Source organism: Sorangium sp. So ce1036, from assembly GCF_051369805.1.
Classification (GTDB): domain Bacteria; phylum Myxococcota_A; class Polyangia; order Polyangiales; family Polyangiaceae; genus Sorangium; species Sorangium cellulosum_F.
In genome coordinates, this window is sequence record NZ_JBBMOX010000001.1 from 1937728 (window position 1) to 1953320 (window position 15593).

Below are 15593 nucleotides of genomic sequence, written 5' to 3' on the forward strand. Positions count from 1 at the left end.
GCGCTCCTCTGCGGTGTCCGCCCGGTCGGAGACGTCGTCTGCGACCCTGGTCAAGGGGAGCAGGCGCCCGTGGCGTTTTCTTCCTCGCGGACATCGTTGAAAGCCTGGAGGCCCGCGATGAATGCCGCGATCTCACAGCTCGTCAAGCTCTGGTTGCCCGTGATCGTTATCCCAAAGATGGTCCGGGCGCCCAGGCCGCGAAGCGTCGTGAGTGCCGGGTTGCTCCTGATGCTCAGGCTCAGGAGATCGCGCAGATCCTCGAGCCCCGTCAGATCGAGCAACGCATCGTTGTCCTCGATGACGAGCTGGTTCATCCGTAGGATCCCGCGTAAAGCGTCGATATCGACGAGCCGAGGGTTGCCTCGGAGGGCCACCCCCACGTTCATCCCCGTGCCCTCCGAGCTCAGGGGACCAAGCCCGTCGAGGCTGGTGAGCGCGGCGTTGTTGCTGATGGTGATCCCGCTCTCCACGAAGCGGAGCCCGCTCAGGCCCTCGAGGTTCGTGAGCTGTGGGTTTCGAGAGATTCCCAGCTTGAAGAGCGCCGAGATCTGCTCGACCCCCCTGAGGCTCACGAGCTCGGGGTTACTCCCCACGGAGAGCGAGCGCAGCTCGGAAACGCCAGCAAACGCCGACAAGTCCGTGAGCGCGAGACCGGACAGGTAAAGATCCCTGAGACGCGTCGCCCGACCGATGTCGATGCTGGTGAGCTTCGGACTGCTGGACAGAGTAAGCGAGAGCGGTGGGTCCTGGTCCGGGCGAAGCTGCGCGAAGGCGTTCACGCTGACGAGCTCCGGATTCGATTCGATGACGGCGTGCTCGACCGTGCGCAGCGCGGGCGCGCCGTCCAGGCTGACCAGCGCCGAGTTGCCGTTCACGCCGAGCGAGCGCAGGGATTCGAGCGAGGTGAGCCCCGTCAGGTCCGTGAGCGCCGGGAGCTCCGAGATGTCGAGGTAGTCCACGTGAACGAGGCTCTCGAGGCCCTCGAGCGAGCTCAGGCTCTGATTCTGCCACAAAAGCAGGTTGCTGACGGTCCGGAGCTCCTCGAGCCCTTCGAGCGAGCTCAAATTCGGATTCTCGAACAGCTCCAGGACCCCGACGGTCTCGAGCCCGTCGATCCCCTTCAAGCTGACGAGCCCGTCGCTCTTGGAGATGTGGAGCGTGTCGAGGCGTGAGGCGTTGATCCCATCGAGGCTCGTGAGCGCATCGTTGTCGATCAGCGTGATCCCACCCTCGCGCAAGTTGCCGAGCGCGCTCAGGCTCGCGAGCCGAGCGTTCCCGTTGAGCCAGAGCACGCCCGCCTCGACCTCCTCGAAGCCTGACAGGGACTCGAGGGAAGCGTTGCGGGCGATCATCCACATGGGTGCCCTCGCCGCGGCGCCCGCAACGCTCTCGAGCATTGGGTTATCGAAAATTTTGATGGTACGCGCAACCTCCTCCAGGCTACGCAGCCCATCGAGATCGCGCAGCGTTGGATTCTCCCGAATCACGAGTCCACCGTCGACGGTCGTCAGACATTCCAGCGGGGACAGGTCGGGCACGTCGCCCGTGATTTCGAGCGTGCCGCGGAGCACGCTCACCCCGCGCAGTTGCTCGAGCTCCGCCTGACTCGTGACGTGCAAGTAGCCAACGAAAAGGTCGGAATTGCAGCCTTGCTCGGCTCCTCCCGCCCCCGCCGCTGGTTCGCTCGGTGAGCCTGCGGAGCTCGAGCCCCCTGACCCCGCTTGCCCCGAGCCACCCGGTCCTGCTTGCCCCGAGCCCTCTGACCCCGCTTGTCCCGCACCCGTCGCGACCTCGCTCGCCCCCGAGGGGCCGCTGCTCGATGACTGCCCGCCTTCCCCTCCCACGCTTTCGGGGGCACCTTCGCCAACATCGATGGCGTCGGTACAGCTCGGCATGAGCAACAAGGACAATACGACGGCTGCTCGCTTCATGAGGCCAGGAGATCCGAATGCGATCCGAAATTCAAGCTCCTCGTGGCGGCCGTCGCACCGTACAACCACGCCGCACGCATTGGTTGATATTCAACACCTTCGAGGCGCGCCGCCTGATGGTCGAAGAGGGCGTGGGCGCCGAGGCCTCCGCGTTCCGCGTCGGCGACAAGAGCGCCTCGCAGCTCAGCCGCGAGGATTCGCGCAGGTCCGGCGACTCGCCGCTGCGCGACGCCCGCGCGCTGAAGCAGGCGGACGCGGTCGTCCAGGACATGCAGTGCGACCGCGCCGCCGGGTCTGGCTCACGTGAGCTCGCTGAGCGCGCCCGTGGTGAGCTTCGGATCGGGCTGGGAGCCGAACGAGTCGATCTCGACGCCGAACGCCTGGGCGATCGACACGAGGATCCGGCTGTTCGTGACGGGCGTGAACGTGGCGTCGGCCTCGCCGCACCACGGCGAATCCGGAGGGCAGTCCGCCTTGAGCTTGATGCGCCGGCCCATCCGGAACTTGCCGTTCGCCCCGCCCGCCAGCAGCGTGGGCACGTTGCGCGTGCTGTGCAGGGCGGGGTTGCCCATATCGCTCGACGCGTAGATCAGCGTGCTGTCGAGGACGCCGAGCGCGTCGAGCCGCTGCATGAGGCGCGCGATCTTCGAGTAGCTGTAGCGGTTGAACTTCGCGAGCGGGACCCACGTCGACGGGTTGCCGGCGCCGGGGCGGCCGTTGTTCCCGACGGGCGAGGCGTCGTACGTGTGCGCGACCGAGCCGTGGTTGTCCTTCGGCAACCCCAGCGGGTTCCCCTCGTACGCCAGGTCGTTCGTGAACAGCGTCGCGAAGCGGGTGACCCCGCAGGCGAGCGCCTGCGCCAGCAGGTCGACCTGCGCGTCGGTGATGGCGTCGAAGTACGGCTCGCCGCCGTTCCACTGCTTCACGGACGGGAACTTCGACGCGTCGGGCCTGGGCGGCAAGGCGCACGCCTGCCCGCCGCCGCTCGGCGCGGCATACTGCTTCTCCAGCTCGCGGAGCGACGTCAGGTGCTGATCGAGCTTCTGCTGCTCGGCCGGCGCGAGGCGCCCGCGCAGGCGGTTGATGTCGCCGCGCACGAAGTCGATCACGCTCTGCCCGAGCTCGCGCTGCCGCGCCGCGCGGGCCTGCGCCTCGGGGTCGTCGCCGACGACGAGGCCCGCGAACAGGAGCTCGAACGCCTCGGCCGGGTGGATGATCTTCGGCAGCGGCGCGCCGCCCGCCCCGAAGGACAGCGTCTCTCCCGAGGCGGTCCCGTCCAGGCCCACCCCGAGCGCGACGCTCGTGATGCGGGTGTCGGCGCCGAGGCCCTTCTCCACCGCGAGGTACTGGTCGAGCGAGATGTTGAGCGGCTTCTGCCCGTCGATGCGGCTGCCGGTCAGGATGGTTCCGGCCGAGTCGTGGCCGTTGGCGTTCGACAGGTGGTCGATCCCCTCGACGACGAGGATCTTGTCCTTGAAGCTCTTGCCGAAGGTCGCCGGATCGTCGAACGGCTGGAGCGAGCAGTTCTCGTAGGTGATATCGAAGCTCGTCTCCGTCTCGCCCTCGCGCATCGCCCAGTACTCGGCGGCGATGCCGTGGGGGTGATAGATCGCGACGAGCTTGAGCGGCAGCTCCTCGCCGCTCGCCTGGGCCACGGAGTCCTCGAGCATGCTGACGAAGGGGAGCGTCGCGAGGCCCGCGCCGATGGCGCGGAGGAACGTGCGGCGTGTTGTCGACCGGCGGATCACTGGGGCCTCCGATGGCTGAAGAGATCGCTCTTGACGTAGGCAATCAGCGTTTCGACGAGCTTGCCCTGCTCGGCCTCCGGCAGGGTCTCCCAGACCTTCAGGAACGACGCCTCGCTCTCGGCGGCGTCCTTGTCGGCGCGGCCGGCCGAGGCGCGGAACACGTTGCGCGCGAAGCACGAGCGCACGGTCGGGCTCGTGGACAGCGTGACCGCGAGGGCGTTGCTGTCCGGGTACGCGCCGTCGAAGTCGGCGCCCATCGCCACGGTCACGGCGCTGTCGACCGGGTGCCCGTTGTCCGTCGTGCGGGCCATGCCCATGCCGTCGAACGCCTCGAACGAGAAGCCGAACGGATCGATCAGGTTGTGGCACCCCCTGCACTCCGCGTCGGTGGCGTGGACCTCGAAGCGCTCCCGCGTGGTCTTGGTCGGGTCGGGCACCGGCGGGACGACGTTGATGTTGAGCTCGACGGGTGAGGGGATGTCGGTGCAGGCGACGCGGCGCAGGACGGCCACCCCGCGCAGCACCGGGGCCGTCTCCGTGGCGTGCGCGTAGACGGAGAGGAAGGCGCCCTGGTTGAGGAGCCCGCGCCGGTTCGGGAGCGTCACGCGCCCGGTGCCGGCAGCGCCGTAGACCTGGTCGAGCGGCGCCTCGATGACGCTCCAGTCGGCGCCCAGGAGCTCGCCGACCGTGCCGGTGGAGCCCCACAGCACCTCCGAGACGAACTGCTCCGTCTCGCGCTCCATCGCCTCCCTGGCGCCCGCGAACGCGGGGTAGACGTTCGAGTCCTTCCCGGTCACCGCGATCCGGTCGACGCCGAGCCACTCGCGGACGACCCGCACGAGGCGCTCGCGCGCCGGCGACGTCTGGAGCAGCCTGCGCACCTCGGCCTCGCGGCCCTCGGGCGTGAGCAGCGCGCCCGACGTGGCGGCCTCGAGCAACGCGTCGTCGGGCGGGCCGGCGGTGACGAGGTACGAGAGGGAGCTCGCCAGCTCGTGGGGCGTGAGGGTGAGCACCTCGCCGCCGGAGCCGTCGCCGAGCTCGGTCAGGTAGAGGAAGCCGGCCGATTGCAGGACCGCGCGCGCGACGAGCTCGACCCCGTCGGCGTACGTCGCGCCCTTCGCGCCGACCTGGTAGACCGTGAACAGCGCGTCGGCCTCCGCCGCGTCGAGCGGGCGGCGGTAGGCGCGGCCGCCGAACGACCGGATGAACTCCCGGGCGCAGCTCTCGGCCTGCGTGCCCGGATCCGCGCAGGGGGCGAGCTCCGTCAGCTTGCCCTTCACCTCCGCGGCGAGCGCCTCGGCCGAGGCGGCGAGCTGCTTCGCCAGCACCGGATCCACGCGCTGCGCGTCGTTCACCGTGTAGCCGCCTTGCCGCGAGTCCGGCGCGAAGCGCTCGCTCGGGTTCGTGGTGGTCCCGGTCAACGCGCGCGCCGAGGCGGCGTACTCGGCGTTCGTCAGGCGGCGGACCCGCGCGGGCAGGAGCGTCACGCTCTCCGTTCCATCCGGCAGGGTGACGCCGCCGCCCGAGCCCGAGGAGCCCGAGCCGGCGGAGCCCGAGGAGCCCGAGCCGGCGGAGCCCGAGCCGGCGGAGCCCGAGCCGGAGGGGCCCGGTCCGGACGAGCTCGACCCGGAGGCGCCGGGATCTCCGAGATCTCCAAGGCAGCCGGCGACTCCCGCCAGCGCCAGGGTCAGCACGACCCCGCACGTGCGATATCGAAGCAGTCGAAGCATGGCTGATTATGTACGAGGGCGGACTCGACGGCAACCCGTTGTGCTCACGCTACGCGCGCTGCGATCGTGCTGGAATCGCCGCGTTGCGTCACCCATCGTCCGGCGGCGGTCGGCTCGTCGAGGTCGATGCCTGTCAACTCCAGGTTGACACTGTTCCACCCGCGCGTGACAGCGCGCCAGCGCGCCGCCGTGAACGAGAAAGCATATCATGGCTCCATCGAGGAAAGATCCAGCAAGATCGTGTGATGTTGACGATCTCGGACCAACCAGCGTATGGCCTGCGCGTTGCCATGGAGGCACGTGCGACCAGCGCAGCGCCGGAGCACACCTGGCGTGCGGCGTGGGGAGCTCGACGACCGCTCCGCACGCCTCGCCGCGAGGTCGTCCAGCGAGCGCATGGGCTATGCGCCAACTTGCGACAACATGAGGAACGTGAACATGAACTTTCGACGAACCTTCGCTTCTCCTGTGCTGCTGACGCTGGGGTTGGCTGGGACCATCGCGGCCGGTTGCCTCTCGGAAGAGGAGGCCATGATGGAGATCGAGAGCGCGAGCGAGGCGGTGAGCGCCACGCGGTTCGAGGGCGAGTCGCAGACCTGGTCCACCTCGTCGGGGGACAAGGTCGACGCGAGCTCGAGCACGGTGAGGCTCCAGGCGAACGCCAGCGGCGATTATTTCCAGTTCTCGAGATCGGTGCCCGCGGGGCAGTACCAGGTCGTGGTGCGTTATGCGCAGCGCAACGTGTACGGGAACTACGAGCTCCGGCTGAACAACGCTTCGGTGGGGCGCCTCGACGGATATTCCTCCTCGTCGAGCGACCGCTGGAACGTCGTGAACCTCGGTACGAGGAGCCTGTCGGGCACCGTCGCGTTCAGGCTGGTCTCCACCGGCAAGAGCTCCAGCGCGAAGGACTACGATTTCAAGATCGATCACATCGAGCTCGTGCCGACGGGGAGCGGCGGCAGCGGCGGCAGCGGCGGCGGATCGAGCAGCAGCGGCTCGACGTCGAGCTCTTCGTCGAGCGGCTCGGGCGGGGGCGGGGGCGGGGGCAGCACGACGATCGGGAACGGCGGGGTCGTGAGCGCCACCATCGTCGTGAAATCCGGCCAGGTGTATGACGGCGGTGGCAAGCGCTTCATCGCCGGCAGCGCGCTCGGCGACGGCAGCCAGTCCGAGGGGCAGAAGCCGGTGTTCAAGCTGGAGAACGGCGCGGTGCTGAGGAACGTCGTCCTCGGCGCGCCGGCGGCCGACGGCATTCACACCTACGGGAACGTCACGCTGGAGAACATCGTCTGGGAGGACATCGGGGAGGACGCCCTGACGATCAAGGAGTCCGGCACGGTCGTGCTGAACGGCGGCTCGGCCGTGAACGGCGACGACAAGGTGTTCCAGATCAACGCGGCCAGCACCTTCCGGGTCTCGAACTTCAGGGCCTCGAACGCCGGCAAGTTCATCCGGCAGAACGGCGGCACCAAGTTCAAGGTCGACGTGTTCATCGACCGCTGCGACATCTCCCGCATGAAGGAGGCCATCTTCAGGACGGACAGCAGCACGAGCACCGTCACGATGACGAACACGCGCTACAGCGACATCGGCAAGGAGCTGTTCATGGGGCTGTCCGGGTCGAGGATCACGACGTCCAACAACACCGAGTACTGACCGGCAGATCCGGCCGGCCCCGCCGGGGGGCGATTGCGCCCCCGGGGGGGCCGGGCAGCCTGGCGAGACCCCTCACGCAGCCTCAACGGCCCCCCATGGACGTCGACAGGAGCTGCGCGGCCAGGACAAGGATCCCGAAGAGGAACAGCATACCGATCGTCCTGAACGCAGCGAGATCGACCTCGACCCTCTCCGCTGCCTGCAGCAGACGATCCGAGACCCGCGCGATCGAGGCCTGCAGCGCACGCCCTTTCCGGAGCGGTGCGCTTATCCATGCCTCCCTGGCGGCGAGCACGGCCCGCTCCAGCCTCGGCAGGGCGGCGTCCACCAGGTAGAGCAGATCTCCAGGCGGCACACGGACGCGGAGCCGCGCGCCTCGTCGTCGCAGCACCCCGACGCCGGCGGCGACCACGACGCCCATGATCACGGGCCAGGCCGCACCCCAGATCTTGTCGGCATGCAAGAGAAGCGCGGTGTCCTCCGGCGTGACGGGCGGCCTCGCGAGGAGAACGAGATCCAGCACGAGGAGGGACGCCCAGGGGACCCACAGCCCCGCCCTGGGCGCGCCGGGCTCGGTCGAGCGAGGGATCGTGCGATGCAGGAAGTGGATCATCAGCACCGTGCTGGCGACGGCGCCGACGGAGAGCAGCCAGGGCAGCGGGGTGGTCCCCCAGGACGCCTCTTCCACCACGCTCTTGAGGGAGATCTTCGCGAGCGCGCCGCTGGAGAGCGGCGCCCCGGAGATATCCAGCGCTGGCCACAGGAGGCCCAGCGTCACGAGGCGCCCCGGCCAGCCGGAGCCCGTCGCCCTGGCCACGCCGGTGCCGAGGAAGAGCGCCCCCTTCGCCACGGCGTGGTGCGTCGCGTAGAAGACGATCGCCGCGATCACCGAGGGAACGACGGCTGGATTCGAGAGGCCGACGCCGATCGCGGCCGTCATGAAGCCCATCTGGCTGATGCTGGAGTAGGCCAGGATCGTCTTCGGATCTCGCTGTGTCAGCCCGAGCGCGACGCCGTAGAACGCCGCGCTGGCCCCGGCGACCACGCACGCAGCGCCGTGGGTGGGCAGCGCGACCTCGCCGAGGGGCAAGAAGCGCAGCCAGCCGAGGAGGCCCGCCTTGATGATCGCGCCGCTCAGGACCGCGCTCGCCGGCGTCGGCGCCACCGGATGCGCGAGCGGAAGCCACATGTGCAGGAGGATCGCCCCGGCCTTGACCCCGAAGCCGACGAGCACCAGCGCGCCGAGGATCTCCCGGTGTCCCGAGGCGGCCAGGGCGCGCGGGACGTCCTCCAGGCCGATGTTGATGGCGGCGCCGACGATGAGGAAGAATGCCGTCAGGAGCAGCATCTCGCCGGCAAGGGCCATCACGAGGTAGACCCGACCCGCGCGGAGCGCCGCCTCGGTCCGGTCGTGGACGACCATCCCGTACGCGGCGAAGGTCATGAGCGAATAGAAGAGATAAAAGGTCGCCACGTCCCGGGCGAGCACAAGCCCGATGTTCCCGCTCGACGTGGCGAGGAAGAAGAGCCAGAAACGAGGGCGATGCGGATCCTCCGCCATGTAGGCGCGGGCGAAGAGGCCGGCGGCGAGCCACAGGCACGCCGTGAAGAGCAAGAAGGCCTGCGCCACCATGCCCTGAGCGCCGAGCTGCACCCCGAAGACGGCCGACGCCCAGTCGACGGTCGCGCGACCCCGCAGGCCCACGGCGAGAAGCAGCGCCGGCAGCGCGGCCCACGGGGCGAGCGCCGTGGTCAGGGGCCGAAGGGCGCGAATCGGCATGACCGCCGCGAGGAGCAGGGGGAACGCGAACGCCGCGACGGTCGTCCAGGCGGCCGTGTCGACGCGGCTCACGGGCGGAATTCCCGCTCGGCGATCAACTTGGCCCACCCCAGGGGGCTCAGCGGCGTGTCGGCGAAGAGCCCGACCGCGAGGGCGAGCGCCGCCGTGACCAGCGTGGGCAGCAGCAGGGACAGACCCACTTCCACGCGGCGACCCGCTCCCGGCCAGGGCGCCGCCGGCTCCCGGAACCATGCGTCGCACACGATCGGCAGGAAGTATGCGGCGTTGAGCAAGCTGCTGACCAGCAGGACGCCGACGACCCACGGCTGGCCCGCCTCGAGCGCGCCAATCCCGAGGTACCACTTGGTCACGAACCCGGCGAGCGGCGGTACGCCGACCATCCCCAGCGCCGCCAGGGTGAAGGCGCCCATCGTCAACGGCATCCGCCGGCCCACGCCGCGCAGCTCGCTCACCTTGTGGAGCCCGAGCTCCTCGGCCAGGTTCCCGGCGCAGAAGAACAGCGTGATCTTCATCAGCCCCTGGTGGACGAGATGGACGATGCCGCCGATGGTGGTCAGCGTGCCGAACACCGCCACGCCGAGGATGATGTAAGAGACCTGGCTGACGGTCGAGTAGGCCAGCCGCGACTTGAGGTCGTCCTGAAAGAGGGCCTTGAGAGAGCCGTAGAGGATCGTCGTCGCCGCGAGGAGCGCGAGCGGCGCGGTGACGCCGAGCTCATGCACGAGTCGGACGCCGTACACGTCGTAGACCACGCGCGTGATCCCGAAGGCCCCGGCCTTGACGACGGCGACCGCGTGGAGAAGGGCGCTCACCGGGGCCGGCGCCACCATGGCCACGGGCAGCCAGGCGTGCAGCGGAAAGAGGGCGGCCTTCACCCCGAGGCCCCCGATCAGGAGCGCGAACACGACGATGAGGATCGACCTCCGCTGCGGCTCGAGCTCGGGGAGCGCCCCTCCCTCCGTGAACTCGAACGAGCCCACGAGCGCGTAAAGGGAGATCACACCCGCGAGGAGCAACGTCCCGCCGAGGATGGTATAGCGGAGGTAGAGATCGCCGGCGCGGAGCGCCTCCTCGGTGCCGCGATGGACGACGAGCGGGTACGTGGCGAGGGTGAGCATCTCGTAGAAGAGGAGGAACGTGAGCGGGTTCCCCGCGAGCGCGACGCCCATCGTCGAGGCGACGCTCAGCGAGAAGAAGCCGAAGAAGCGGCTGCGGTGGGGTGATCCCTCGAGGTAGCCCACCGCATACACGGTCGTCACGAGCCAGAGGACCGCCGAGAGCGTGACGAAGAGCATGCTGAACGAGCTGGCGCGCAGGAGCAGATCCGCGCCGGGGAGGAACGGCAGGCGCGTCTCGTAAAGTCGACCCCGCAGGACCCCCCAGACCAGGACCCCCGTGAGCACGAGCTTCACGATGGCCGAGGCCAGGTTCAGGACGGTCCGGGTGACGTGCTGCTCCTCGGTCAGCAGGAAGATGACGAGCCCAGGCAGGAGAGAGCTCAGGACGACCAGGAGGGGAATGAGCTCGTCGAGGCTCACGACGGCAGCCTCACGAGGAGGAGCTCGAGCGGGGCCTCCGGCGCGACCCCGAGCAGGAGCGCGAACAGGGCGAGCGCGAAGGCGGCGAGCTCCTCGCGGCGCGGGGGCGGGCAGGGGCGCGCGTCGCGCGGCGAGGGCCTGAGCGTGCGGCGTAACATCCGGAACACGTACCCCGCGGCGAGCAGCCCGCCCGCCAGGACCACGACGGCCAGCCACCACGCGCCGCGCTCCATGGCCGCGCGGACGAGCAGCCACTTGGCGACGAATCCACCGCTGGGCGGCATTCCCATCAGGCTGACGCCCGCGAGCACCAGGGAGCAGGAGGTGAGGGGGAGCTGCTCGGACAGGCCCCGCAGCCCATCGAGGTCGTCATGACCGACCGCGCGATGGATCGTGCCGGCTGCCAGGAACATCGACGCCTTGGCGGCGGCGTGCGAGATCGCCATGTACACGCTGCCCGACCAGGCGCCCGGGGTGTCGAGCGGAAAGAGCAGGAAGAAGTAACCGAGCTGCGAGATGCTCGAATAGGCGATGAGCGCCTTCAGCCGCCGCTGTCTCAATGCCAGGAGCGCGCCCCAGACGACGCTCGCGGCGCCGAGCGCCCCGAGGACCTGCCCGACCCGGGGCGCGAGATCCGCGGGGAAGGCCGCGAGCCAGATCCTCAGGAGAATGTAGAACGCGCCTTTGCCGACGAGCGCGGCCACGAAGGCGCTGACGGTCGATCTCGCGCTCACGTAGGACGGTGGGAGCCAGGCGTGGAGCGGGAAGAGCGCGGCCTTGAGGCAGAGCCCGAGGGTGAGCAGCGCGAGCGCGGCCCGCGTCGCGAGGTCCGAGGAGAGCCGCGCCCCGAGGATCGAGAGGTCCAGCGTGGCGTACGTTCCATAGAGGATCGCGACGCCCAGCAAGTAAATGAGCGAGCCCGGGAGCGCGACCAGGAGGTAGCGTAACCCCGCCGAGAGGGCGTCGCGGTCGTCGTCGACGGCGATGAGCCCCACCGCGGCGAGCGTCGTCACCTCGAGCGTGACGTACAGGTTGAAGATGTCGGCTGACAGGACGAGGGCGTTCAGGGCCGCCCACGCGGCGAGCCAGATCGCGAAGAACCTGCCGGCCGGGCGGCGGTCGGCGCGCCCATCCAGGATGGCCTGCGCGCTGGTCAGGGCGCCGACGACGCCGGCGACGAGCAGCATCACCGCCGCCAGGCCGTCGGCGCGCAGCTCGATGCCGAGCGGCGCGCCCCAGCCGCCCACGGCGTGGCGGAGCGGTCCGCGCGTGGCCACGGACCACGCGACCGAGGAGACCACGCCCGCGGTCCCCAGGATCGTGGCGCCGAACGCCCATCGTTCGCCGCGCGGCCCCGAGAGCAAGCACAGGACGGCCCCGATCAGCGGGACCAGGATCGACGCTGCGAGCTCGGGGCTCATGGCTCATCCATGTCGCCCCCGGCGGATCCGGACGGCCCGGCGTCGTCCGCCGCGCCGCCGAGGCGCCTCGCCAGCGCCAGGGCCAGCGCCGTCGCGCTGACGGACACCACGATGCCCGTCAGGACGAGCGCGTGCGGCACCGGATCGGGGAGGCCCGAGCGAGCGCGTCGCGAGAGCGCGACGAGGAACAGGAACACGCCGCTTCCGATGAGGTTGGCCGCGATGATCTTCCTGGCGAGGTGTCCGGAGGAGAAAAGCCCGAACAGGGCCACGGCCATCACGACGACACCCGAGAGCGCATAGGGGGTCCACTGGCTCATGACCTGCCCTCCTCGCGAGCGCGCTCGCCCGATCGGCCGGCGGGCGCCACCGCCGGGAAGAACATCGCCAGGATCGCGGCGATCGAGATCGCCAGGGCCGATTCGACGCAAAGAATCAAGAGCCCGGCGTGCTCGGGCGGGTACTCGAGCAAGCGCCTGCCGGCGAAGAGCGGCGCCGTGGCGACGGCGAGAAAGGCGGTCGGGCCGACGAGCAGGGCCATCCGGACGACAGGTGAAGAGAGCGGGGGGGGCGGGACCGTCCCCGCGAGCATCAGGAGGATCGCTCCCCCGCCGAGGATCGCTCCCGCCTGGAACGCTCCGCCGGGCGCGTGGGCGCCTTTCCAGAGCAGGTAACCGGCGACGAGGAGGATCCCCGGAAAGAGCTGGCGCACCAGCACGGGGAGCAGAGGCCTCATCGGGGCGATGCGGTCGCGCTCCTCCGCCGACCGGACCTGCGATTGCGCGCCGAGCACCGCGACGAGCAGGACGACGATCTCCAGGAACGTGTCATGGCTGCGGAAGTTGAGGAGGACCGCGGTGACGGGATGGGAGACCCCGGACGGGCCGAGGTGGGCGAGCACGTCGTCGCTCAGGCCACGGCTCGGGTCCGGCAAAGAGAACACCACCGCGCCGACGAGGAGGACCAGCCCGCAAAGGAGCAGCGCGAGCAAGGCGCGCAGACGCCAGGACGGCGGCCGCGGAGGAGGCCGCGCCGGGCCGACCCACCCGAGCGCGCTCATGACCAGGGCGCCCGTGATGCCGCTGCCGACCGCCGCCTCGACGAGGGCGATATCGGGGGCCCCGAGGCGAGCCCAGGCCATCGCCGAGAGGAGGCCGAAGGCAATGAAGAGCACCACGGTCTTCGCCAGGTCGATGGCCCGGAGGGCTCGCCACGCGAGGAACGGGAGGATCATGGCGAGGACCACGTCCATCGCCCGATCGACCCCGCTCACCGGGGCCTCCAGACGCGGATTCCGCCGCGCCGCGCGGCCCCCGCGATCAGGTGACAGCAAATGCTGCCGGAGAGCAGGACGAGCGCCCAGACCATCCCGATCTCGAGCGCCACCGCGAGATCACCGGCCGAGAGCGCGAGCCCCGCCCCCACGAACCCCAGGCCGAGGTTGTCCGCCTTCGTCAGCGCGTGCAGCCGTGTGTAGACGTCCGGGAATCGCAGGAGCCCCACCGTCCCCGCGAGGAAGAAGAACGCGCCCACGATGAGGAGCAGGGCGGCCCCGAGCTCCGCGAGGCTCACGGGTCGCCTCCGGTCCACCGCCCAGCGGCGTACCTGACGAACGCCACGACCGTGATCGGCGCGAGGACGGCAAACGTCAGGGCCACGTCCCGCATCGCCGACATCCCTGGCGCCGCGGAGAGGAGCAGGAGCACGGCCGCGCCGGACGTGCCGAAGAGCTGCGCGACCAGGAGGCGATCGGCGAGCGTGGGGCCCCGGGCGACCCGCACGAGGCACGCGAGGACGTTCAGCAACAGAAAGAGGGCGACGCCCGTCCTCACGTCATGCATGGGGCTCCTCCAGCGGCTCGCCGAGCGCGCGAGCCACACGCGCCTCCAGCGCCCGAAGCTGCTCGACGAGCGCCTCCCTCTCGTCGATCAGGACGTGGATGTCGAGCTCGTCGCCGTCGAACTCCGCGCACACCGTCCCGGGCATCAGGTTCATCAACCCGACGAAGAGCGGCCGGCCCGCGCCCGCGGGCAGGCGGAGCGTGTACCGGATCATCGCGGGATCGATCCGAGGCCGCGGCGCGAGCGCGCGGAGGGCGATGTCGAACCCGGCGCGAACCGAGCCGGTGAGGAACAGGAGGGCCAGCCGCAGCAGGCCGAGCAGGCTCCACCGGGGCGCGCGGGGCATGGGAAAGCTCACGCTCGCGAGGAGGGCCAGGAGCACCACGGGCGCGCCGAACGCGAGCCCCGCCCGATCCCCCTCGGTCAGCGCCCACCACCCGACGGCGAGGAGCAGCGTCCGGATCGGGATCGAGGACCAGCGCAGCGCAGCGAGGCGGTCCCGGACGGTAGGGCGAATCTCGCTCTTCATCGGCCGCTCGGCCGCCATGATCAATCGTAGTACTCGTTGCCCAGGTGCGTGATGAGCTCTTCCCCCATCATCCACCGCAGGGTGTTCTTCAGCTTCATCGACTGGATGAACAGGTCGTGCTCCGGGTACAGCCCCGGCGCCGTCATCGGGCTCTTGAAGTAGAAGCTCAGCCACTCCTGCGTCCCGCTGAACCCGGCCCTCGCCGCGAGGTCGAGGAACAGCGCAAGGTCGAGCACGAGCGGCGCCGCCAGGATCGAGTCGCGGCAGAGGAAGTTCACCTTCATCTGCATCGGGTAGCCGAGCCACCCGAACAGATCGATGTTGTCCCACCCCTCCTTCGCGTCGCCCCGCGGCGGATAATGCTCGATCCGCACCTTGTGATAGAGCCCCTGGTAGAGCTCCCTGTAGCGCTCCGGCTGGAGGATCCGATCGAGCGCGCCCAGCTTCGAGGCCTCCTTGGTCCGGAACGCGTCGGGGTCATCGAGCACCACGCCGTCGCGGTTGCCGAGGATGTTGGTCGAGAACCAGCCGGAGATCCCGAGCATCCGCGCCTTGAGCGCGGGCGCGATCACCGTCTTCATCAGGGTCTGCCCCGTCTTGAAGTCCTTGCCCGCGATCGGCACCCCCCGGCTGCGCGCGAGCTCCCACGCCGCCGGGAAATCCACGGTGAGGTTCGGCGCCCCGTTCGCGAACGGCACGCCCTCCTTGAGGCACGCCCAGGCGTAGATCTGCGAATTCGAGATCGCAGGGTGGCTCGCCAGGAGCCCCGCCTCGAACGCGGCCACCGACCGGTGCACCTCCGCCGGCGCGATGAAGATCTCGGTCGACCCGCACCACACCGCCACGGCCCGGCTCGCCCCGCGCTCGCGCAGGAACGCGCGGATGTCGTCGCGCACCTGCTCCACCATGTCGGCCTTGCTCCGCCCGGTCTTCACGTGCGGCCCGTGCAGCCGGCGCACGTAATCCGGGTAGAACACCGCCTTCATCGGCCGGATCGGCTCGAGCTCCTCGCGCACGGCCTCGAGGTGCGCGGCCTCCAGCACCTTCGCCTCGACGGCCGCCTCGTGGGCGTTGTCGGGGAAGATGTCCCAGCCGCCGAACTCGAGCTCATCGAGCGAGGCGAGCGGGACGAAGTCCTTGATCCGCGGCGCGCGGTCGTCGGTCCGCTTGCCCAGCCGGATCGTCCCGAGCTGGGTGAGCGCCCCGACCGGCGCGCCGAGGCCGCGGCGCGCGAGCATCACGCCCGCGATCGTCGTGGTCGCCACGGCCCCGAGCCCGGGCAAGAGCACGGCCAGCTTCCCTTGCGGCTTCGTGACGGTCTCCGGCTGCTTCATCGGTTCTTCTCCCTCGTCAGGTGGCCCGGGAACGCTCAGCCGCTGGCGGCTGGCCCGGGAA

The 15593-nt window shown here is 70.1% G+C and carries 13 protein-coding genes; 1 reads left to right on the forward strand and 12 read right to left on the reverse strand.

Annotation, left to right across the window (positions count from 1 at the left end):
* Positions 1-50: 50 nt before the first annotated feature.
* From WMF31_RS07285 to WMF31_RS07295, 3 genes are all read right to left on the reverse strand, one after another.
* Positions 51-1931: a leucine-rich repeat domain-containing protein gene (locus tag WMF31_RS07285; RefSeq protein ID WP_436601230.1), complete on the reverse strand. Its 1881-nt coding sequence runs from the start codon at positions 1929-1931 to the stop codon at positions 51-53.
* 299 nt (positions 1932-2230) lie between these two features.
* Positions 2231-3679, reverse strand: a complete 1449-nt coding sequence (locus WMF31_RS07290; protein WP_436601231.1) for a DUF1552 domain-containing protein — start codon at positions 3677-3679, stop codon at positions 2231-2233.
* Positions 3676-5409, reverse strand: a complete 1734-nt coding sequence (locus WMF31_RS07295; RefSeq protein WP_436601232.1) for a DUF1592 domain-containing protein — start codon at positions 5407-5409, stop codon at positions 3676-3678. Before WMF31_RS07295 ends, WMF31_RS07290 begins: the two co-directional genes overlap by 4 nt.
* Before the next feature lie 1059 nt (positions 5410-6468).
* On the opposite strand from WMF31_RS07295, the gene WMF31_RS07300 reads away from it, so the two are divergent.
* Positions 6469-7068 (forward strand): pectate lyase, encoded by a 600-nt coding sequence (locus tag WMF31_RS07300; RefSeq protein WP_436606529.1) that lies wholly within the window; start codon positions 6469-6471, stop codon positions 7066-7068.
* A gap of 82 nt (positions 7069-7150) precedes the next feature.
* Here the strand turns inward: WMF31_RS07300 and WMF31_RS07305 are convergent, their stop codons facing one another.
* From WMF31_RS07305 to WMF31_RS07345, 9 genes are read right to left on the reverse strand one after another with little or no spacing between them, the layout of a single operon-like run.
* Positions 7151-8920, reverse strand: a complete 1770-nt coding sequence (locus tag WMF31_RS07305) for a complex I subunit 5 family protein (protein ID WP_436601233.1) — start codon at positions 8918-8920, stop codon at positions 7151-7153.
* Positions 8917-10407 carry a proton-conducting transporter transmembrane domain-containing protein gene (locus WMF31_RS07310; RefSeq protein WP_436601234.1) on the reverse strand — a complete coding sequence of 497 codons (1491 nt, stop codon included), beginning with the start codon at positions 10405-10407 and terminating at the stop codon, positions 8917-8919. The genes WMF31_RS07305 and WMF31_RS07310 overlap by 4 nt, the downstream gene beginning before the upstream one ends.
* On the reverse strand, positions 10404-11828 hold the full coding sequence (locus WMF31_RS07315; RefSeq protein WP_436601235.1) for a complex I subunit 5 family protein: 1425 nt from the start codon (positions 11826-11828) through the stop codon (positions 10404-10406). The genes WMF31_RS07310 and WMF31_RS07315 overlap by 4 nt, the downstream gene beginning before the upstream one ends.
* The gene (locus WMF31_RS07320; protein WP_436601236.1) at positions 11825-12148 is read right to left on the reverse strand and encodes an NADH-quinone oxidoreductase subunit K; all 324 of its coding nucleotides are present in this window, start codon (positions 12146-12148) and stop codon (positions 11825-11827) included. The genes WMF31_RS07315 and WMF31_RS07320 overlap by 4 nt, the downstream gene beginning before the upstream one ends.
* Positions 12145-13101, reverse strand: a complete 957-nt coding sequence (locus tag WMF31_RS07325) for a hydrogenase subunit MbhD domain-containing protein (RefSeq protein ID WP_436601237.1) — start codon at positions 13099-13101, stop codon at positions 12145-12147. Before WMF31_RS07325 ends, WMF31_RS07320 begins: the two co-directional genes overlap by 4 nt.
* A complete protein-coding gene (mnhG, locus tag WMF31_RS07330; protein WP_436601238.1) occupies positions 13098-13400 on the reverse strand; it encodes a monovalent cation/H(+) antiporter subunit G in 303 nt (100 codons plus the stop codon). The genes WMF31_RS07325 and mnhG overlap by 4 nt, the downstream gene beginning before the upstream one ends.
* Positions 13397-13669, reverse strand: coding sequence for a monovalent cation/H+ antiporter complex subunit F (locus WMF31_RS07335; protein ID WP_436601239.1), 273 nt, complete (start codon positions 13667-13669; stop codon positions 13397-13399). The genes mnhG and WMF31_RS07335 overlap by 4 nt, the downstream gene beginning before the upstream one ends.
* Positions 13662-14216, reverse strand: coding sequence for a Na+/H+ antiporter subunit E (locus WMF31_RS07340; RefSeq protein ID WP_436601240.1), 555 nt, complete (start codon positions 14214-14216; stop codon positions 13662-13664). The genes WMF31_RS07335 and WMF31_RS07340 overlap by 8 nt, the downstream gene beginning before the upstream one ends.
* Before the next feature lie 2 nt (positions 14217-14218).
* Positions 14219-15532, reverse strand: coding sequence for an inositol-3-phosphate synthase (locus WMF31_RS07345; RefSeq protein WP_436601241.1), 1314 nt, complete (start codon positions 15530-15532; stop codon positions 14219-14221).
* Positions 15533-15593: the final 61 nt, after the last annotated feature.

Excerpts from the sequence above, each read along its gene's own strand:
- WMF31_RS07345 (WP_436601241.1), bottom strand. The coding sequence starts at position 15,532 with ATGAAGCAGCCGGAGACCGTCACGAAGCCGCAAGGGAAGCTGGCCGTG.
- WMF31_RS07315 (WP_436601235.1), bottom strand. The coding sequence starts at position 11,828 with ATGAGCCCCGAGCTCGCAGCGTCGATCCTGGTCCCGCTGATCGGGGCC.
- WMF31_RS07295 (WP_436601232.1), bottom strand. The coding sequence starts at position 5,409 with ATGCTTCGACTGCTTCGATATCGCACGTGCGGGGTCGTGCTGACCCTG.
- WMF31_RS07335 (WP_436601239.1), bottom strand. The coding sequence starts at position 13,669 with ATGCATGACGTGAGGACGGGCGTCGCCCTCTTTCTGTTGCTGAACGTC.
- WMF31_RS07340 (WP_436601240.1), bottom strand. The coding sequence starts at position 14,216 with ATGGCGGCCGAGCGGCCGATGAAGAGCGAGATTCGCCCTACCGTCCGG.
- WMF31_RS07285 (WP_436601230.1), bottom strand. The coding sequence starts at position 1,931 with ATGAAGCGAGCAGCCGTCGTATTGTCCTTGTTGCTCATGCCGAGCTGT.
- WMF31_RS07320 (WP_436601236.1), bottom strand. The coding sequence starts at position 12,148 with ATGAGCCAGTGGACCCCCTATGCGCTCTCGGGTGTCGTCGTGATGGCC.